Source organism: Paenibacillus sp. FSL R5-0928 (genome assembly GCF_037970385.1).
GTDB lineage: Bacteria > Bacillota > Bacilli > Paenibacillales > Paenibacillaceae > Paenibacillus_AQ > Paenibacillus_AQ odorifer.
In genome coordinates, this window is record NZ_CP150225.1 from 4,557,971 (window position 1) to 4,577,699 (window position 19,729).

A 19,729-nucleotide genomic window follows, 5' to 3' on the forward strand; every position below is an offset into this window, starting at 1 on the left:
CCTCAAAAAAATATGAGTATGTATTCGCATAAAGTTATTGTGGATAAGCTCTCTACAACATATTGAAATAACTCCTACGAGTTCTTATTATACTATTAATTGGAAGCTCAATACGAGGTAAAAAACTCTTTCACCTTATTTTCTACATAAACTCACAGCCGGCAGAAAGCTACAAAAAAACTGCTCCTAAGAGCAGTTTGTTGATGTTAATCCACCGTCCCAACATTCTCCAAGTGTAATGAGCTTTCGGAGCTGACGCCTGCTTCCGTACTCAGAGTAGTAAGTGCTTGTTTTAGATCCTCTTTATTCACATAGACATACGGACTCTTCCAAAGAGATTCCACATGTAAGGAATTAATATGCTCTGGTTTAAGTTTAGGGAAGTTGAATAACCACTGCTGCAGATCTGCTTGAGGAATATCCGTCTTCACATTTTCACCAATGATATCCAATACATTTCCCCATTGGGACACGCCTTGGAAATTTCCTAGCTTATCCAGAATCTGCTTGATTACTTGCTGCTGCCGATCATTGCGCTGGAAATCGGAGGATTCAGCCGTTCCTTGATTCGATTTACGGTACCGTACAAAATCAAGAACTTGTTTGCCATCCAGCTTCTGCAAGCCTTTCTTTAAATCGATGTGTGTACCATCTGCCGTATCGGTATATTTCATATCCATATCGACATCTATAGTCAGTCCGCCAAGCAAATCCACGGTCTTCTGCAACACATCAAAATTCACCACAACCATGTGCTCAATCGGCAGACCGAGCAAATTGCTGAAGAACTCTTTTGTATTTGGAATAGCCTCTGTTTTGTCTTTTATGTAATGATAAGCATAATAATAATTGGCTTTGCGGGAAGGCAACGATTTAGGTTTTAGCAACAAATCCCGTGGTAAAGATAAGAAACTCGTCGACTTCGTGTCCGGATTGAAGCTGACAAGCATCAGAACATCGGTATTCATTACTCCACCACCGCCATCCCGGCTATCTACCCCGGCTAGCAGAAAAATCATAGGTTCAACCGATACCGTCTCCTTTTTTTCCTCTGGAGCAGCTGTGGGCTGGATGGTGACTGGAGCTGCCATACGCTGTATCGCATCATCCGTCTTTTTATATAAATACCCTGCATATACTCCAATCCCTATAATAGCTGCGCCTAAGACAAGACCAATGCTCGTCAGAATTTTACGGGTTGTTGTCCACTTGCGTTTGTTAGACATAATTTCCTCCACTCAGTTCCAATAGCTAATTCAATCAGTGCTTTCATCCTTATGAACTTTAACACTTAACACCATGCCAATCGCAATCATATTAGTTAGCAATGAGCTGCCTCCATAACTAATAAAAGGCAATGAAATCCCCGTCAGGGGCAGCAACCCAATATGCATCCCAAGATTAACGGAAACTTGAAAGATGAACATGGCGATAAACCCGGTGACAATATAGGTACCCGCACGGTCCCTACTATCCAGCGCAATAAAGATCATTCGGTACACGAGCAGTAAATAAAGCATCAGCAGCACGGATGAACCTATAAAACCGTATTTCCCCCCGATGACTACATAGATCGAATCGGAATACGCATATGGAATATATCCTTTTCGCAAAAAAATACCTTCACTGCCCGATAATCCTCCGGAGCCAATGGCTATCATTGCGTTTTTTACATGCCAAGATTTATCAGGATCGCTTTGCGGGTCCAAAAAAGCTTGGATTCGTGACAATTGATGGGGTTCGACAATCTTGGATAACAAGTCGAAGTTGGCATAATACAGCCATAGTATCGTGCCGATCGAAATAATCACAACACCAAGGATCAGAATCATATATAGAGCACGGATGTTACCAATCCACAGCATACTAAGTAATATGCCAGCAAAAACGAGCGCTGTACCCAAATCGGGCTGATCCATTATTAAAATAAAAGGAATTAAAAAAACGAAACAAACCGGTACTAAATCTTGAAAAAACCGCAGCTGCTGGCCCTCTCGTGTACCTAATAGATGAGCAATGAGCAGCACCGTACATATTTTAGCCAACTCGGAGGGCTGAAGCTGAAAGCTCCCAATGCTTAACCAACGCACGGCACCATTGAGGTTTTCTCCAACCAGCTTGACTAGTACGAGTAAACCTATGCCCACGCCATAAAAGAGATACGCTAACCTGCCTAATAGAATCTTATAATCTACCAAAGCAATGAATAACATGGGTAGGCAAAATAAAGAAAATAAATACAAATAACTTATGTAAAGACCGTCTAACCGCGTATCCGTAGTCGCTTCATAAATAGCAACAGTACCCACGCCAACTAAGCAGGTGGTGAGAAAAAGTACGGATCTGTCCAGCTTTGCAATTTTGGTAGAGATGAGCATAAAACAACCTCTATTTAATTTCTGTAGTTTTCTTGTTGTGCTGAGCACTTTTACTTCTTTTTTTCACATTGAAGCGCTACGGATGACTAGATTGAATGATTACCTCAGATCAAATTTGCCCTGATACGCTTTCTTCGATAACAGCTTCAGTTTATCTTCACTTAGCGTATAGATATCCAGACCATTCCCAGCCTCACCCAATGACCAGCCCAGCGCGAGCTCCTTATGGCCATCTTCATCAACATCAAAGAATCCGGCATAATCTAGACCATACCCAAACCCCTCAACCTCGGAAATCTTCTGCCAAGCTTCATTTTCCTGCCTCAACAACATTGCTTTTATAGTATATCCTTTGTTTTTACTGTACTCATACACAACCACAGCTTCGTCAATTCCGTCTCCATCCATATCGCCAAAAGAGATGGCATTATCCTCTTGTCCCTTCATCGGAGTTATCAATTGAGCTTTGTCTGGAAGCCACTTAATAAATTCCTGGCTCGTTTTGTCTCGCTCCAGGCTTGCTTCTGATGATGGAGGTTTAATCAGCTCTCCGGGTGTTGCCGGGACTCCGCATCCTCCGAGCAAAAATAAAGTTGTAAACAGGGTACCAATTTTCATGAATTTGCCCGGCATTTGGATCATCGACTCCTCGCTTGTCCGCATATATAGTATTTTATCTGTGAAAGAGATGAAAGTGGTTATGAAATAGTTAAATTTGAATTCTTATTCTATCGGTAAGTCAAATTGGACAATCGTTCCTTTGCCTAAAGTGCTGCTTATTCGCAGCTCTCCATGATGCAATTTAATGATCTGTTCCGAGATGGATAATCCCAAGCCGCTGCCCGAAGCCTGTTGATCCCCTTTGTAAAATTTTTGCCGCACATTCTCTAAATCCGTCTCTGCGATACCTGAGCCTGTATCCTCTACAGAAATCACGACTTTCCCTGGAACCGTTTGGGCGCTGATTAAAATCCGATCTGATGAACCAGTAAATTTGATTGAATTATCAATGAGATTAATCATGACTTGCTTCAAACGATTCTCGTCAGCTTGAATTACTGGCAGATGTTCTTCTATTTTCACTTCTAGTGAGATGCCTTGTCGGGTCGCTCTAGGGGTAAGTTGTCTGCCGATATGCTGCAGCAGTTCTGTTAGATCCACTGATGTGAAGTGAACGGCAATTCTTCCGTTATCCAACTTAGAGAAATCCAACAATTCATCCACCATATGAGTTAACCTGTCACTTTCGGATTCAATAATATCAAGCCCATCATAAAATAGAGGTTGATTACTCACCTCACTCGCCTTTAAGGTAATTGCCCAACCTTTGATCGAGGTCAAGGGTGTTCGCAGTTCATGGGATACGGAAGCGATAAAATCATTCTTAAGCTGTTCACTCTTGGAGATTCGGCTTGCCATCATATTTAACGTATCCGCCAATGAACCAAGCTCATCTTGATAGCGCTTATGCACTCTGATGCTGAAATCTCCTTCGGTCATCTGGTCTGCTGCCTGCTTCAGATCTTTAATTGATCTGGTTATGGTCCAAGACAGCAATAATCCAAGTAAGGTGACAATGCCAATAACGATTATCCCCACCCCGATCAGTAAAACCGTAATATGTTTAACTGTATGTATAGTTTCCGTTAAGGACGTGATAAATCTGACTCCCCCCACTATGTTTCCATTAGCCTGCAAGGGATAAGATACCGCGTAAATTGCTTCCTCTGTGTTAGGGTCCGCACCTTTCCAACTGCCGGGCTGCCCTTTTATTGCTGCTTGTACATCTATGTACTCAGTCATAGTTAGATCGCCTTGAAGTCCATTTGAGTCCTGCAACAGCCAGCCTTCAACATTAATAATCTGCACCTGTGCATCAGAATGACTCGCAAAACCCTTCAGTAACCTATCCGATTGTTCCACCAGATCCTGGTCCCCAAAGTATTGCTGAAAAAAAGAAGCCGATAGCTCTGCTTGATTCATCAAGGTTTCCTCTATGTTATGAAAATAATAATATCGCACAGATACATTAAGAATGATTTCAAGAATGAGCACAGTAAGACAAATGAGTATAAAATAGCTTCCTACTAATCTTTTCTGAATCCCCATTCTTCAACCATCCTTTCTAAAGCGGTAACCGAGCCCCCATACCGTCTCAAGCCAATGCGGATTAGAAGCATCAACCTCAATTTTCTCTCTTAACTTACGCACATGAACATCCACCGTTTTGGGATCTCCAATATAATCCTCTCCCCAGACAAGATTCATTAATTCATTTCTAGAGAGTGCTGTATCCGGATGCTCCAGAAAGGTTTTCATCAACTGAAATTCCTTCGGAGTTAATTCAATGCTGTCATCCTGCTTAAACATCTTGTTCGCGTTCAAATCCAGCCGGATCGGTCCAGCTTGAAGTATAGTTCTTTGCGGCTTTAGAGCGGATTCTGTACGGCGCAAAATAGCTTTAATACGTGCTACCAATTCTAATGGATTAAAAGGTTTAACAATGTAATCGTCAGCACCCATTTCAAGGCCATTGATTTTGTCCAAATCCTGTCCACGTGCGGTTAAGAAAATGATGATGACCCCAGCGTCTTTCTCTCTTAGCTTTCGGCATATTTCGAACCCATTAGAATCAGGCAACATGATATCCAGAACCATAACATCTGGACGGCTCACCTCAAAGCTCTGCAATGCTTCTTCTCCACAAGCAGCTTCACTAACCACAAACCCATTATTCGTTAAATTTATAGATATAAAACGTCTAATATTATCGTCATCTTCCACAATAAGCACATGATTGCGATCAACAGTATCCACGATTTCCACCCCTATTACCCAGAGTCTAAACAAGTAAAAAAACAAAAAAACTCTCCCGGTAAAGAGAGAGTCTTGTCTCGGATCCCTATAATTAAATCACAAGTGGATATTACTCTAAATCGCTATAGTTGTCAAAAATCTAATCCAGATACACAGCCTTGCCGGTCTGCGCCGATTCATAAATAGCTTCCAATATTTGCGAAACGACAAAAGCCTGTTCAGGAGTTACAACCGGGTCTTTATCCTGTTCAATCGCTTCAATCCACTTTCTTAATTCTATATCCGGAGCACTTTCAGCTTTTCCTTCATAATAGGCAACACCGCCTGCCCCAAGCTCAATTTTATTGGTGTACAGCTTGCTGAATTTCTCTCCGTTAATTCTAAGTCCGTCCTTCATATCTGCGCCTGCTTCCGTCCCACTTAAGCTGCATTTCGCTTCATGTATGTCTAGTGAATTCAGAGCCCAGCTCGCTTCCAGCATGATTGTTGCACCATTCTCCATTACGACCATTCCAAAGGCTGAATCCTCTACGGTGAACTTTTTAGGGTCCCACGGTCCCCATGCGTTGGCGGCTTCTTCTTTTTGTGAAAGTTCATGATATTTAGTGCCCAGCACAACTTTTGGTTTATAGTTATCCATCATCCAAAGGGTTAGATCCAGCGCATGGGTTCCGATATCGATAAGCGGACCGCCGCCTTGTTTCTCTTCATCAAGAAATACTCCCCAGGTCGGTACGGCTCTTCGTCTGATGGCATGTGCTTTTGCAAAATAAATATGACCAAGCTCTCCGGACTCACAAGCTTTTTTCAAATATAAGCTGTCTTCTCTGTACCGGTTGTCATATCCAATGGTCAGCTTCTTGCCTGTACGTTTCGCTGCTTCAACCATTCGTTTGGCATCTGCCGCCGTCTTAGCCATTGGTTTTTCGCACATCACATGTTTTCCGGCTTCTAGAGCAGCGATTGATATTTCCGCATGGACATCATTAGGCGTAAGCACATGAATAATATCAATGGATTGATCTTTTAATAGTTCAGTGTAATCCGTATAGACAGTAGCTTCATTATTTCCGTATTTCTCCGCTGCCTCATCAGCACGTTCTTTAATAATGTCACAGAAAGCCACGATCTCAACCTTACTTTGTCTGCTCAAGCTTGGAAGATGTTTGCCATTCGCAATACCACCACATCCAATAATCCCTACACGAAAAACCTTACTCATATCCTTCACCCTCACCTCTAATGGATTTGTTTGCTGTTTCGATAAGTTGCCGGTGTCATACCTAACCGCTTGCGGAAGACAATATGCAAATAGGTAGCATTGGTAAACCCTTCCGACTGTGCGATTTGTTCTATCGGATAATTGCTTTCTTCAAGCTTGCGGCAGACCGCTTGCAATCGAATATCCTCAAGCGCCCTACTGAATGATTGTTCTGCATTTACTTGCTTAAACACCCGCTGCAGCTGCCTTGAACTAATATTTAGCTTTTCCGCAACATTTTCTAAGGTAACCGTTCCTGAATAATTCGCTTCCATATATTGCATTGCGTATTGATACCGGTAAGTCAGCATATCTCTAACCGGCGCCTCCGTGCGGATCCCGCCTGAATCATACGCTCTAACGGCTTTTAGTAAAATACTGATCACAAGATGCTTAATTGAAGTATAATATCCGGTCAACTTCCCATCGCATGCTTCGTACGCTTCTCGAAAACACTTCATAGCCCCGTGATAGTCTTGTGCTGGAACCAAGGGTAAACACTTCAGCTTCTCCACACAGGTCTCAGCTTCCGCAACCTCCCAAAGATCAGCATCATCCCTGATCCTCTTTTTGATGTCAACATGCAGACATAGCTCTTCCATGGATTCATCAGCATCTGCCTCTTGACGATGCATAACACCTGGTCCGGTTAGATAGAACATTCCTTCTGAAAGAGGATATTTTTGATCCCCAAGAATGACTTCTCCCTTCCCGCGCGGAATGAAATGAAATTCAAATTCAGAATGATTATGGAACTCGACTACTCTGCCCGGTGGAAAAGATGTCAAATGAAATCTAAACACTGTAATCTCGTAATGTCCCCATAAAATCGTGATATCCAATCTTTCAAGCATGTCCTGCTTCTCAAACATCATCTCATAGGGAAAGCTGCTCAACGTTAAGTCCTCCCAATCGGAATTACACAGCCTTCTTTAGCCGAACGGTTCGCCGCCTCCATTAATCTGGTAAGCTCAACTGCCATTTCAACATTTTGAGTGGCAAGTGTATTATTTTGGATATGATCAACCCATTGATGGAAGGCGCTTTCACGATTGCATTGCAGGGCTACTTCTTTCCAGCCTTCTTCTTTATCTGTGGATTTGTTCGTTCTAAGAAGAAGCTTATTCTCTGGTGTTCCGTAAAGCAGCGTTCCTTCAGTTCCATGCACCTCGATAGTAAACGGCGAATGACTATTCACGAAACCAGCCTCCACCACACCAATCGCTCCTGAATCCGTAAATAGTGTCACTAAGGCATTATCTTCCACTTCTTTACCGGTTACATAACCAAAATTAGCACTTACCCCAGTCACATCTTGATCTAAGAAAAGCTTCGCCAAATACATGGGATGACAGCCCAGATCAATCAAAGCTCCGCCTCCACATTGCTCCAAGCTAAAGAAATGATCAGGAAGCCAGCTTTCCGTTGCTCCGTTATGGGATAAGCGAACTCTAACGTAAGTAATCTTGCCGAGCAGTTCCTGACTTAGAATCTCTTGAATAGTTAATGTATAGCCGTCATTTAAACGAGGCAAGGAGACCGTTAGCTTCACTTTGTTCTCGTTAACTTCTGCGATGATTGCGTTAACTTCTTTTAACGTTGGGGCAATAACTTTTTCTGTGAAAATATGTTTACCCGCTTTGGCCGCAGCCATGATTACGTCTCTATGCATATTCGTTGGTGCATCCACGATAACGGCATCTATATCCTCTTGCGCAAGCAGATCATCCAGTGATTCGAAATAAGGAATATTCAAGCTTTCCGCAGCTTTGTTCCCACGCTCTACGTTTTCGTCCCAAACTGCAGCTAATACGGTATCTTCATGCTCCTGAGCTTGCTTGGTATAATCCCATGCATGCACATGCCAATAGCTGAGCTTACCAATTCTAATGGTCATTTACTTGTGCCTCCCGTATATATGTTATTCTGACATCTGCTATAAAAATAACACATAATAAACAGCTTTTTTAGTAGGAAAATGCGACAAAACATATATAATATTACGACACATAAAATCCGGAGTGAAATACGATCAAAAAAAAAGAAACCCTTGCTATGAAAGCTAAAGGTTTCTTTATACTTGGCTTAATGGGTAAGTGGCTTATTATATCCTTTGTCATCAAAGGGTTGCAATTTCTCAAACCACTTCTTTTTCAATAGTTTAAGCTCCCAGCGCACGTCAGTTAAGTCTTCTGACTCCTTCTGCTCTAATACCTCATAGCTGAAAGCTTCTGCTCCAAGTTCCTTCCAGTCCTTTTGCAGCTCTGCATTCGCAAATCTGCCCATATCTAATTGCATCTGTATAGTCATCCATTTATTCTTCAGGTTGGGATAGCTGTCAACGAATATTTTTCCGCTTATTTTGTTTGTAATTTGAATAGCACCCATGTAAGTCTTGAGCTGCTTATATTGCTCCTGAAGTTCTTTACGTTTGCTTTTGTCCATTATGATTCATGATTCTCCTTCCACAAACAATTCTGCTAAATTTCAGTACCCCATTTCTTTTAATAAACGGGACAATACCGAAAGTCGTTCTCCAATCATTTCACCATCATCACTAAGCGCCTGGGCGAACAGCTTAATATCATTATCAATCATGGGATTGTCTGCACAGACAGATACACTCATTGCATCTCCTTGCAGCCCAACACGATCAATCATAGGGCTCTCGGGATCATACATTTTTGGAAAACGATAGGCCTCTTGAAAATACAAACTACTTCTGCAAATCAAAATTGCCAGGTCAAGCACTCTGTGCATTGGCAGCTCTTCGGACTGTCTCGACCATTTGTCCCCTGTATGTCTCCATACCTTTGCTGAGATGTCGACCTTTCCTCTATCATTCCATTGAGCTAATCCTAGGGACAGACCTTTTGCATCTGTGTCCCCGGCGTAGCGGCCATCAACCTGCTCGTAATTTTCTGACACGATTACAGGTTTATGTTTTAGAGTTGTTGGAATTTTCATGATTAGTCACTCTCCATTTTATGATTTACTAATTTACTCATTTACTAAATTACTAATTTACTAAATCTAAGATTCATATTACCCGGCAAAAGATCATCTGTCAAACGACATTACACCCGTTTTATCCAACAAAACAAAAAATCCCTCTGCGCGCAGCAAAGGGACTGTTATTTTTATGAAAAATATATCTCTAGCTTAAATGATCACTCACATTACACAACCAAACCATATGGACGGAATCAGGTCCCCAATAGTCTTCCACTACTTTATAAGGTTTCCCAAATTTACGTTGCCACCTGATTTGTGCACGTTTATAACCGCTGTCCAGACAAAACCGCTCTACCCCTTGCTTTTTTAGAAATATCATCATTTCCTTAATTAAGGCTGAACCCACACCTTGACCCTGATAACTTGGCATAATGTATAGACTGCCCAATTCCCCTATTTCATCTAACTGATGATCCGTGCAGGTTTGAATATCTTCGCCACAAGCTCCAAAGGAAATCGTACCGACCACCTGCTCTTCTATTTTTGCAAGAAGGAAGTAAGGCTCCGCAGTTGTAGTATCCAGTGAAGTCATCACCATTTGCTTTTTATGATCTATTTCACTTTGGATATCGTCTTGTAAATGATCAAGCCCTTCTTTTTCAAAAGCATCTGGGATTGAAATTTCAAAAACAGAGCATGTGGATTCAAAATCATCTGGAGAAAGTGTGCTTATGGCCATTTGATTACTCTTATTCATTGATTCGTACACCTCTTCTATTCCCGGCCGGAATTCTTAAAAATCCTGCAATAATATACTATCAGCATTCAGACTGAAAGGTTTATATTCATAGAACTACTTTACTGGAGGTCATCATGAATATATTGTCCTTTCTGATCTATTGCGTTGTCGCTACATTTACACCCGGTCCTACCAATATTGTTATTCTTTCTTCCGTGCAACATTCCGGGGCTAAAAAATCAATGGGGTATGTATACGGATCCACGCTGGCTTTTGGCTTATTACTTATCATTTCTACTCTGCTGAACCGTGTTCTAGTAGAAATCATCCCAAATATCCTGTTCATTATGCAAGTCATTGGGAGTTTATATATGCTCTACCTTGCTTATAAAATCTTTAAAATGGGTTCAATGGAAGACCAGCCTGACCCCAATGCCAATTTCCGCTCAGGCGTGCTTATGCAGCTTGTGAATCCTAAAGTGCTAGTATTTACACTAACGGTCATTCCCAACTACGTAATGCCATTCTATACCTCTTCGCTTGCCTTGTTTATGTTTGTTATAATTATAACTGTGATCGGATTTTTTGCATTTACGACATGGGTTGTTTTTGGGACAATCTTCAGAACATTTATGAAAAATCATCAAAAAGTTCTAAATACCGTGATGGCACTGTTTTTAGTATACTCAGCCATTATGATATCGGGAATCCTATAAAGTCGCGGAGGTTAAGAACGTGGAGAGATTTAACTATAAAAAGTCAGCAGAGATCCTGTCCTTATCCGCCAGCCTTACTGATTTCACCTATAAAAAACATTGCCATGAGGAATATGCACTCGGTGTGACCCTTCGTGGCATTCAGCAATATAATCTTGACGGTAGTTTGCAATCCTCTCATAAAAATGGCGTAATGTTGTTTAATCCAGAACAAACGCATGATGGCAATGCGTATGATAAAGGTGGCATTGATTATGTCATGCTTTATATTAAGCCAACCCTAATGCGAGAGATACTAGATAAAAAAGAACTCCGCTTCGCCACTCCTATCTTATACGATGACAAATTGGCGCAGTGCATATTAGCCCTAAACCATGCCATCCAGAATGGCAAAGAGGAGTCTTTGTGCAGTGAACTGTTATTCACTCTGCTTCATTTAGTATCTAATACTGAAATAGTTACCGATCGTAGAACGAATAATAAATTTCTCAAAAAAGCAAAGGAAATGATGTACTGCAGTTTAGACCATGTGCTGAAGCTGGACGATCTCTGCACAGAATTTGGTCTGTCCAAATATCAGTTTATTCGCGAGTTTAAGACACATACAGGAATATCGCCCTATCAATTTTTCTTAAATTGCAAGGTAGAGCGTGCCAAGCAGTCCATTGAGAGAACCAAGGATATCTATGCAGCTGTTGTAGATTGCGGATTTGTGGATCTAACTCATCTGAACAGGCATTTTAAGAGCGTGTTCGGAATAACGGCACATGAATATCGGTCACAGCTGTAAGATTTGCCCTCCTACCATTGTCCAGAGCACTTTAAATTCATCATCCAAGAGGACCAGGTCAGCATCTAAGCCAGTGGTTATCGTCCCCTTTTGTTGAAGTTCAAGAATATTAGCAGGTGTAGTTGAAGCCATTTGTACGGCATCTGTCAGCGAAATTCCAGTTTCGACAGTATAACGTAAGGCTTCATTCATGGTAACTGTACTGGAGGCCAGCGTGCCATCTTCCAATCGCGCTATGCCCCCAGATACCGTAACCTGATGTCCTCCAAATATATAGTTCCCATCCCCTAACCCCATTGCTTGTAACGCATCTGTGATCAAGACCATTCCTTCTGGTCCTTTCATGGTATGCATCAATCGGATAATTGCAGGATGCAGATGGACATTATCCACAATAGCTTGCAGGCTTACATGTTTCTCTTCGAAAGCGGCAACCACAATCCCCGGATCTCGATGATGGATCGGCCGCATGCCATTAAAACAATGCGTAACATGACTTGCCCCAGCGGCAAAAGCTTGTTTGGCTTCCTCATATGTGGCATCCGAATGAGCAATTGCTATCACCACTCCCCGTTCCTTCAAAAAGGAAAGAAGCTCCATGCCTCCCGGCAGCTCAGGAGCAATCGTAACCATTTTAATGAGTGATCCAGCTTCTTGGAAAATGAGCTTCATTTCTTCTAAGTTAGGATGCCGCAGATACTTTTCATTTTGCATTCCTTTTCTCTTGGGGTTTAGATAAGGTCCCTCTAAGTGAATGCCTGCGATCTTTGCTCCCACTTCATGCCCAATTACACGTTTGACACTACGAATCATCTCTAAAAGATCTTCCATCGTAGAACTCACAGAGGTAGCCAGAAATGAGGTGCAACCAGATGCTGCGCAAGCCTTCGATACTTCTTGAATACTCTCTGCAGTACCGTCCATCATATCAAACCCGTTAGCACCATGAATATGCACATCTATCATTCCGGGCACTAACAAATGCCCTCCGCCATCAATCCGTTCATACTCACCCTCTGGAATAGAGGTATCTCCTGAGTCTATCCTCATCACTTTTCCTTCAGAAATCCATACATTGGCCGCTGAAACTATACTATTCTGAAGCACTACTTGTACATTTTGCAAAATATAAGTCATAAACGTTCTCCTCCATTTCGTTATCACTCTTGATTTCGAACCTCTTCAGCTTCATCTTGACACTCAATAACTGTGATGTTCTTCTGATCTAGAACTTCTCTGATCTCGATTGGAAGCTCTCGATTTGTAATTAAAATATCAATGAAGTCAAAGTCTAGCCGATAAAAGGATTTGGCATTAAATTTGGTGTGATCGGCTACTAAAATCACTTGATCAGATCTTCGAGCCATTTCTCTTTTTACCCGCGCATCTTCTTCATAAGGATAATAGAGCCCATCAGCACAGATCGCCGACGCTCCAATAAAGGCTTTATCCGCACGAATTTCACTAAGTTTATCGATAATGGAAGAACCATATAACAAGCGGTTTTTCACATTCAAGTAACCACCAAGTACATAAATTTGCAGATCCTCACGATGGGATAAAATCCCTACATTATCTATTGAATGCGTGACAACCGTAATATCCTGTGCACTAATTTGTTCAGCAACAAACTGTACAGTGGTCGATACGTCTAAAATCACAGTCTCACGATCTTGGATAAGCGCGGCTCCGATCTTCCCTATTCTCTGCTTACTCTCGGATTCATCGATCAAACGATCCTGGTAAGATAATAATTCTTTTTGTAATTCTGGTAACGCTAGACCGCCATGCGTCCGAACAACGACGCCCTCTTGTACTAACCTAACAATATCCCGTCGGGCAGTATCTCTTGAGACTTCAAATTGCGTACAGATATCTTGAACACTCATTGCTTGGTGTTGTTTCAAATATTCGAGTATTTTTAATAATCGTTCCTCTTGATACATAAGGTAATCCACCTCCTAAAGTCATCATAAGTCATTTAATAAGTATTTACAAGCGTTTATGAGTATATGATTAAGCATATGTAAGTATTAATACGTAAAAAAAGACGAAAGCCAGATGAATGTGCATCCGCTAACGCCTTTTTAATTTTATTTTTTTAGGATTTACTTCACAATGTCACTTCACATTGCGGTTCCAGCTTTTTTGTATTTTTCGAATAAAAACAATCTGGCCCACATGATAAGCATTATGGGTTGTTACATTTCCGAGTACTTCCCACCATTTACTGTCTGGGAATCCTTGAACATCAGCTTCCAATTGTTCTTTCTTAATCAATTCCTGCCAATGTAAAAGAACCTCTAAAAGTTGTTTTTGCAACGCTTCGAACGTTTTCTCTTCTGCAACGACAAAGGTATTATTATTATCCACTGAAGGAACCGCATGAACACTGGCTTCTTTATACCTAGTTTGCCAAGTTTCATTCCAGTAAAGCAGATGCTGCACAATCTCAGCAATACTATTGCTTTCTTCCGTTACCTTCCAAAAAGCTTCTTCTTCACTTAAGTCTTTAACCGCCACTTCAAAGGGCACATACCAACTCGGATCATTTGCATTGGCCAGCAACTGGTTGGCTAGAACATCATAAGCATGAAACATTCTTCCTTCCCCCATTTTCCAGATAGATTATAAGCAATTTAAGTACCGCAGAATGTACGATATGGACATGCGGATTCCTCAGGAAGTGCCGAGTATTCCTCTTGTTCAGGGGAGTAGGCGTATGGGTTAGACAATGCTTGAAGTAACCTCTCCATCACATCGTAATCTTTCCGCTCTACCGCCGCCTCAAGCGCTTCTTCCACACGATGATTCCGCGGAATAATCGCAGGATTACTGGTACGCATCAGCTCCTGTGAAGAGGATTGTGATTCCTGCTGCCTGCTAAGGCGCGCCTGCCACAGCTCATTCCATTGCTTAAATTCAGGAGTGCCAAACAGATCAGCATCTTCCATTACGCCTAAAGTTAAAGACCGAAATGTATTAGTGTAGTCAGACCGATATTTTTGCATCAGTTCAAGGAGGGTATCAATCAGAGCAACATCCTCTAACTCTTCGTTAAAGATTCCCAGCTTCGCTCTCATTCCCGTTAGCCAATATTGATAGGACCGCTCCGAAAAATCTGAAATTGCCTCCTCAGCCAGCTTAATCGCCTGTGCCTGATCGTCAGCCAGCAATGGCAAGAGAGTCTCGGCAAATCTGGCGAGATTCCATGCGCCAATCCCGGGTTGATTGTGGTAGGCATAACGACCTTGCTGGTCTATGGAACTAAATACTGTCTCAGGATTGTACACATCCATGAAGGCACATGGACCATAATCAATCGTTTCTCCGCTAAGGGCCATATTATCGGTATTCATCACTCCGTGAATAAAACCTACAAGCTGCCATTTGGCAATTAGCGCTGCTTGACGTTCCATTACTTCCCGAAGCAGAACAAGATATGGATTATCTTCCACAGGAGCTTCTGGATAATGTCTTTGCAATGTGTAATCAGCCAGAATACGCAGATCCTCCACAGTCCCCCATGCAGCAGCATATTGGAAAGTTCCAACACGCAAATGACTCGCCGCGATCCGGGTCAAAACCGCCCCCGGCTGTTCCGTTTCCCGGATTAGCGACTCCCCTGTTGCTACCACCGCCAAGCTGCGAGTCGTAGGAATCCCGAGTCCATGCATAGCTTCACTGATGATATATTCGCGTAACATCGGCCCAAGCGCTGCCCGGCCATCGCCACCACGAGAGTATGGGGTTCTTCCCGCACCCTTCAACTGAATATCTACACGATCACCTTGAGGGGTGATCTGTTCGCCCAGCAGCACTGCTCGACCGTCTCCCAACATGGTAAAATGTCCGAATTGATGTCCAGCATAAGCTTGAGCAAGCGAAATGGTACCTTCAGGAACTTCGTTGCCGGCAAGAATCCCAAGACCCTCCTTACTCTGTAGTGCTGTGCTATTCAGCCCTAGAGTAGCAGCCAATGGTTCATTAAAAATAATCAGTTCCGGTTTACGCACAGGCGTTGGCTTAATTCTTGTAAACATTGATTCCGGCAGATGAGTATAACTGTTCGCAAAATTCCAGCCTATATCTATTTTCTCTGTCATATTATCTCCTTTTTATACCCTCAGTCTATGCCTTTATTAACTCAGAATAAGTTATGTTAAAATTTAATGCAAATCTTCTCGCAGATCTATGTTTTGCCGAAGTGTTACAAAGACCGCCCGGCTTCCTGCCATTTTATGCAGGAAACCGGGCGGTCTTAATTATGATGTTCTATCTTGTTTTCAACTTATTTGGAAGCTAATTCGCTCCGCCTTTGGAGAGCATAATATTGAGAATGGTCTTGTCAGTATCCGCCAGCCCTTCCTGAACCAAACGCTCCATGTTGCGGATGGTATCTTCCACCTCTTCGAAAATCACACCATCCTTGGTTGTAGGAGCAATGTTGTTCATAGCTAGTGTGGCTGCCTGGATCGCCGTATTGGTGGAGGTGGAAATCTTCAGCGCACAGGTAGAATTCGCACCGTCACAGATCATCCCTGACAAAGAAGCAATCGTATTCTGTATCCCATGCTTGATCTGCTCAAGACTGCCGCCCATGAGATAAATGATCCCGCTATTTGCTCCTACTCCCCCTGCAATCCCTGAACCACATAATGGGGACAAACGCCCGATATAATGTTTGATGTGCACAGTGACCAGATTGCTCAGTGCAAGCGCCCGAGCTAGCATTTCTTCATCTTTGCCCAGCAATTCCGCCAGAGCTATAACGGGAAGCGTACAGGCGATGCCTTGATTACCACTGCCCGCAGTTGTCATCACAGGCATTGCACTGCCATCCATTCGAGCATCTGAAGCCGCTGCAGTGGCCGCGATAATTCTGTTCGCTACATCATTGCCGAACAGATTCACCGCAGATTGCTGATTCATTTTCTTGCCTACTTGCAAGCCATAATCACCTCGCAATCCCTCATCAGAGATCGCTTTGTTCATCCGCGCTCCTTCCAAGAGAAAGCTAAGCTCTGAAAAAGGAGCGGTACAGATAAACTCGAATATCTGATCAACTGAGCCCGCATACTCTTCCGTGTCGGAAAGACTAGGCTTGCCACAGTCGGCTTTTGAATTCCGGGGTGTTATTTTCTCCCCGTCCAGAGCCAAATATTCTATATGGGTGTGCTCTCTGGCAATAATGGCAGTCGCCGTATGGTTCTGCGTAAACAACTGGGCTTCAATATATAATTTCTCAGGAGTGTCCTTTATCTCCACTTTTAGCAGCTTTCTATCCAGCAGGTCATTTGCCATCTTCAACTCAGCCTGTGTCAGACCTGACAGAATTTCCAGTTCCTTGTGAGAACGGCCGACCACCGCTCCAAGGGCTGCTGCGATGGGCAGGCCTGTCTGGCCTGTCCCGGGAATGCCCACTCCCATTGCATTTTTGATAATATTACCGCTGAGATGCAGCTGAATCCCCGTAATTTCTTCCTCGAGAAGCTCTGCCGCCAAGGAGACGGCATACGCAACTGCAATCGGCTCCGTACAGCCTTCTGCCGGTACGACTTCCTTGTGTAAAATTTCCAATAAGTTGCTCATGTATGCATTTCCCCCTTCTCTCTCCTGTTGGAGTTATTTATATATAGTAACTCAGAGAGAAGTTTCAGGGAATCCTTTTTCTTAGGAATCACTCCTTCATCCCCCTAATATAGTGTAGGAAAGAAAGGCGGGATGCACGTGAGTAAGAGGAATGAGCAAGGGCAAAGGGCGATCTTTCTAGCTGCAGTCTGCGGGCAGACCTATACACAATTTTCAAATATAGATGGAGTTTTCGTCATTCCATTAGATTATCAGCTATGTCATCCCATTGAAGCACAATCCTTCAATAATGTATGGGAACGTTTCGGCTTTATTTTGGAGTCTCCACAAGAGATTATTATTGCCTTTCGGGGAACCAGTACGACGACCAATTGGATATCCAACGTCCTCGCTTCACAGGAACGGTTCAAATATCTTAAAGAAGACTCTCTCACCCATCGTGGCTTCACCAACATTTATTCTTCAGCTCGGGATGGCATCTTCTCTACGCTCTCCAAGCTATCTCCCGACAAGACCTTATACATTACGGGCCACAGCCTCGGTGCAGCGCTCGCCACCTTATGTACCTTAGATATTGCGGCAAATACCTCTTACACCTCACCTAACCTCTATACTTATGGTTCCCCACGGGTAGGCGATCCGGACTTCGTTAATATTTTCAAACAATATGTGCAGAAGAGTTACCGGTATGCCAATCTTTTTGATGTTGTAACCTACGCACCTCCGCATGTCTATAAGCTCCCCAAACGGGAAAAAAAGTATTATTACAATCATGTCCACACTTTTAACTCACTGTCTTTCCAAAATGGATCTACAAGTGGTAATCACGTAATCAGCAGCTATTTCGCCGAGCTCTCCAAGCTCCAACCGGAATTCGCTCAAGAATTATGTATAACGAACCCTGGATTCTGTCCACTCGTGGCTACGAAAGCAGAAGTATAATGTGAACACAAAAAGGAGGTGCCCAACAAGCCATAAGCTGGCTGCCGAAACACCTCTTTTCTTCGTATGATTCGATGCCATCAGCAGTTACAAAGTCACTAACGGACTCCATTGACACTAACAGCAGTATATTTCCACTTTAAGAATTCCATCGGACTCCATGGCCACTATTGGCATAAAAAACACCTAATATAAGTCACTTTCTAACGAATAGCTGCACTGGAGTCCGAAACGCTGCCCAAAAGGCGATTATTCAGCAATTAACGTCATCTGGGTCCGAAGCCGGTACGAATGAAACTAGATCAGAATATAAAATAAACTAATACCACACCCAGGACTAACAGAATAAGTGAAACTATGTGCTGTTTCGTATGTTTTAGAAATTTCCAGTCGATGAACGACTGAAACCCTATTGCTACTACTATAACTACAATCCAAAACCATTTTATAACCGTACCCTCTGGGCCATCGGCAATTATTATCACAATCCCCGTAATTAATCCCACAAGTGCAAGTATAAGCTTCCCTTTTATATTAAGCTCATAACCGTCTTCAGGAAGTTTTTCTTTGTCCGGGCCAACAATCCATATCCTTAGAAATAGATTAGAAAAAGCAAGTATTATAAGTATAAGTCCAATTTTCACTTTCGTTCACCTCCACCCTTATATAGAATTCATTCGTATTTATTTCTGATCATTAGTTCTTTGATTTCTTTTAACTCATTTAATATTTCTTTTGATAGTTGCGTACTTCTAGAGTTATCGATGCCTACTTTAATCACAAATATTCCAAGCAACAAATAGATGATTAGCATTACGATGATCCCCAATTTACGTTCACTCCTCTTTTTTTGTATATTTCCTTAAAGATATTGTTAGCATTAGATTAATATTATTCCCATGATACCATAATAAGGATATCTAATTAACACTCAGGAGCTTGCCGTTGGCTTGACAAATGATCAGTATATTCGATAAAGTATATTATATCTTGATAATCAAGATAATTGATTTGCGAGATTTTTTCCATGAGGGAACGCGATTAATCTTAACTGAAAAGAGGGAACACAATGGCAGTACTTATTCTATACGCTACAAAATCTGGAGCAACAGAACAATGTGCAAAAGTATTATCAGAAGAGCTACCTCAGAGCAAAATTTGCAATATCGAACTAGAAAAGCCAGATATCGAGGCATTTGATAGCATTATTTTAGGGGCAGGAGTAAGAGATGAAAAAATATATAAAGCCATTCGTGACTTTATCAAAAAAAATAAAGATGAGTTACTGACTAAGAAGATGGGCTACTACATTTGCAACGAGAAACCCAAGAAAACCGAAGAATTAATAGAGAAAAATTTCCCTGATGATCTGAAAGAAGCTGCGATTTGTATTGAATCTTTTGGAGGTTATAAGGCCTATAAGGCTCCAAAGGAAGGTACTGATCAGCTCAAAGGGATATTGGTAGATAAAATAAAAGAATTCTCACAAAATTTCAAATAAAAAATCCTGTTACCAAGACGAAAATCTTGATAACAGGA

The 19,729-nt window shown here is 42.2% G+C and carries 21 protein-coding genes; 4 read left to right on the forward strand and 17 right to left on the reverse strand.

Features of this window, described 5'->3' with window-relative positions; genetic code table 11:
* Positions 1-206: 206 nt before the first annotated feature.
* The 11 genes from MKZ16_RS20555 to MKZ16_RS20605 all read right to left on the reverse strand — a co-directional run bounded on the left by MKZ16_RS20555 (position 207) and on the right by MKZ16_RS20605 (position 10,168).
* Positions 207-1,226: an LCP family protein gene (locus MKZ16_RS20555; protein WP_036688825.1), complete on the reverse strand. Its 1,020-nt coding sequence runs from the start codon at positions 1,224-1,226 to the stop codon at positions 207-209.
* Positions 1,227-1,256: 30 nt separating this feature from the next.
* Positions 1,257-2,378 carry an FtsW/RodA/SpoVE family cell cycle protein gene (locus MKZ16_RS20560; protein WP_076104962.1) on the reverse strand — a complete coding sequence of 374 codons (1,122 nt, stop codon included), beginning with the start codon at positions 2,376-2,378 and terminating at the stop codon, positions 1,257-1,259.
* A 99-nt stretch (positions 2,379-2,477) separates the two neighbouring features.
* Positions 2,478-3,041, reverse strand: coding sequence for a hypothetical protein (locus MKZ16_RS20565; RefSeq protein WP_339814656.1), 564 nt, complete (start codon positions 3,039-3,041; stop codon positions 2,478-2,480).
* Positions 3,042-3,101: 60 nt separating this feature from the next.
* Positions 3,102-4,487: a HAMP domain-containing sensor histidine kinase gene (locus tag MKZ16_RS20570; protein ID WP_076104964.1), complete on the reverse strand. Its 1,386-nt coding sequence runs from the start codon at positions 4,485-4,487 to the stop codon at positions 3,102-3,104.
* Between the two features lie 3 nt (positions 4,488-4,490).
* Positions 4,491-5,195, reverse strand: coding sequence for a response regulator transcription factor (locus tag MKZ16_RS20575; protein ID WP_036689130.1), 705 nt, complete (start codon positions 5,193-5,195; stop codon positions 4,491-4,493).
* A gap of 139 nt (positions 5,196-5,334) precedes the next feature.
* Positions 5,335-6,417: a Gfo/Idh/MocA family oxidoreductase gene (locus MKZ16_RS20580; protein WP_076104965.1), complete on the reverse strand. Its 1,083-nt coding sequence runs from the start codon at positions 6,415-6,417 to the stop codon at positions 5,335-5,337.
* 17 nt (positions 6,418-6,434) lie between these two features.
* Positions 6,435-7,352 (reverse strand): AraC family transcriptional regulator, encoded by a 918-nt coding sequence (locus MKZ16_RS20585; RefSeq protein ID WP_235219571.1) that lies wholly within the window; start codon positions 7,350-7,352, stop codon positions 6,435-6,437.
* A 2-nt stretch (positions 7,353-7,354) separates the two neighbouring features.
* Complete coding sequence (locus MKZ16_RS20590; RefSeq protein WP_076104966.1) at positions 7,355-8,353, reverse strand: Gfo/Idh/MocA family oxidoreductase; 999 nt, start codon at positions 8,351-8,353, stop codon at positions 7,355-7,357.
* Positions 8,354-8,541: 188 nt separating this feature from the next.
* Positions 8,542-8,901, reverse strand: a complete 360-nt coding sequence (locus MKZ16_RS20595) for a GIY-YIG nuclease family protein (protein ID WP_036688839.1) — start codon at positions 8,899-8,901, stop codon at positions 8,542-8,544.
* 42 nt (positions 8,902-8,943) lie between these two features.
* Entirely contained in the window at positions 8,944-9,423 is a 480-nt protein-coding gene (locus MKZ16_RS20600; RefSeq protein WP_036688841.1) for a DUF6530 family protein, read from the reverse strand.
* Between the two features lie 190 nt (positions 9,424-9,613).
* On the reverse strand, positions 9,614-10,168 hold the full coding sequence (locus MKZ16_RS20605; protein WP_081386528.1) for a GNAT family N-acetyltransferase: 555 nt from the start codon (positions 10,166-10,168) through the stop codon (positions 9,614-9,616).
* A 116-nt stretch (positions 10,169-10,284) separates the two neighbouring features.
* On the opposite strand from MKZ16_RS20605, the gene MKZ16_RS20610 reads away from it, so the two are divergent.
* Positions 10,285-10,866 (forward strand): LysE family transporter, encoded by a 582-nt coding sequence (locus MKZ16_RS20610; RefSeq protein WP_076104967.1) that lies wholly within the window; start codon positions 10,285-10,287, stop codon positions 10,864-10,866.
* 19 nt (positions 10,867-10,885) lie between these two features.
* Positions 10,886-11,656, forward strand: a complete 771-nt coding sequence (locus MKZ16_RS20615) for an AraC family transcriptional regulator (RefSeq protein ID WP_036688847.1) — start codon at positions 10,886-10,888, stop codon at positions 11,654-11,656.
* Here the strand turns inward: MKZ16_RS20615 and nagA are convergent.
* The 5 genes from nagA to MKZ16_RS20640 form a co-directional block, all read right to left on the reverse strand.
* The gene (gene nagA, locus MKZ16_RS20620; RefSeq protein WP_076104968.1) at positions 11,645-12,793 is read right to left on the reverse strand and encodes an N-acetylglucosamine-6-phosphate deacetylase; all 1,149 of its coding nucleotides are present in this window, start codon (positions 12,791-12,793) and stop codon (positions 11,645-11,647) included. The genes MKZ16_RS20615 and nagA overlap by 12 nt on opposite strands.
* A gap of 23 nt (positions 12,794-12,816) precedes the next feature.
* The gene (locus MKZ16_RS20625) at positions 12,817-13,602 is read right to left on the reverse strand and encodes a DeoR/GlpR family DNA-binding transcription regulator (RefSeq protein WP_038572168.1); all 786 of its coding nucleotides are present in this window, start codon (positions 13,600-13,602) and stop codon (positions 12,817-12,819) included.
* A gap of 175 nt (positions 13,603-13,777) precedes the next feature.
* Complete coding sequence (locus tag MKZ16_RS20630) at positions 13,778-14,257, reverse strand: DinB family protein (RefSeq protein ID WP_036688853.1); 480 nt, start codon at positions 14,255-14,257, stop codon at positions 13,778-13,780.
* A 38-nt stretch (positions 14,258-14,295) separates the two neighbouring features.
* Positions 14,296-15,762 carry a YdiU family protein gene (locus MKZ16_RS20635; protein WP_076104969.1) on the reverse strand — a complete coding sequence of 489 codons (1,467 nt, stop codon included), beginning with the start codon at positions 15,760-15,762 and terminating at the stop codon, positions 14,296-14,298.
* A 196-nt stretch (positions 15,763-15,958) separates the two neighbouring features.
* Positions 15,959-17,248: an L-serine ammonia-lyase, iron-sulfur-dependent, subunit alpha gene (locus tag MKZ16_RS20640; protein WP_076104970.1), complete on the reverse strand. Its 1,290-nt coding sequence runs from the start codon at positions 17,246-17,248 to the stop codon at positions 15,959-15,961.
* A 132-nt stretch (positions 17,249-17,380) separates the two neighbouring features.
* On the opposite strand from MKZ16_RS20640, the gene MKZ16_RS20645 reads away from it, so the two are divergent.
* Complete coding sequence (locus MKZ16_RS20645; protein ID WP_076104971.1) at positions 17,381-18,190, forward strand: lipase family protein; 810 nt, start codon at positions 17,381-17,383, stop codon at positions 18,188-18,190.
* Between the two features lie 302 nt (positions 18,191-18,492).
* Here the strand turns inward: MKZ16_RS20645 and MKZ16_RS20650 are convergent, their stop codons facing one another.
* Positions 18,493-18,834, reverse strand: a complete 342-nt coding sequence (locus MKZ16_RS20650; RefSeq protein WP_036688860.1) for a DUF4181 domain-containing protein — start codon at positions 18,832-18,834, stop codon at positions 18,493-18,495.
* A 425-nt stretch (positions 18,835-19,259) separates the two neighbouring features.
* Between MKZ16_RS20650 and MKZ16_RS20655 the strand changes: the two genes are divergently transcribed.
* A complete protein-coding gene (locus MKZ16_RS20655) occupies positions 19,260-19,691 on the forward strand; it encodes a flavodoxin domain-containing protein (protein ID WP_076104972.1) in 432 nt (143 codons plus the stop codon).
* The last annotated feature ends 38 nt before the right edge of the window (positions 19,692-19,729 follow it).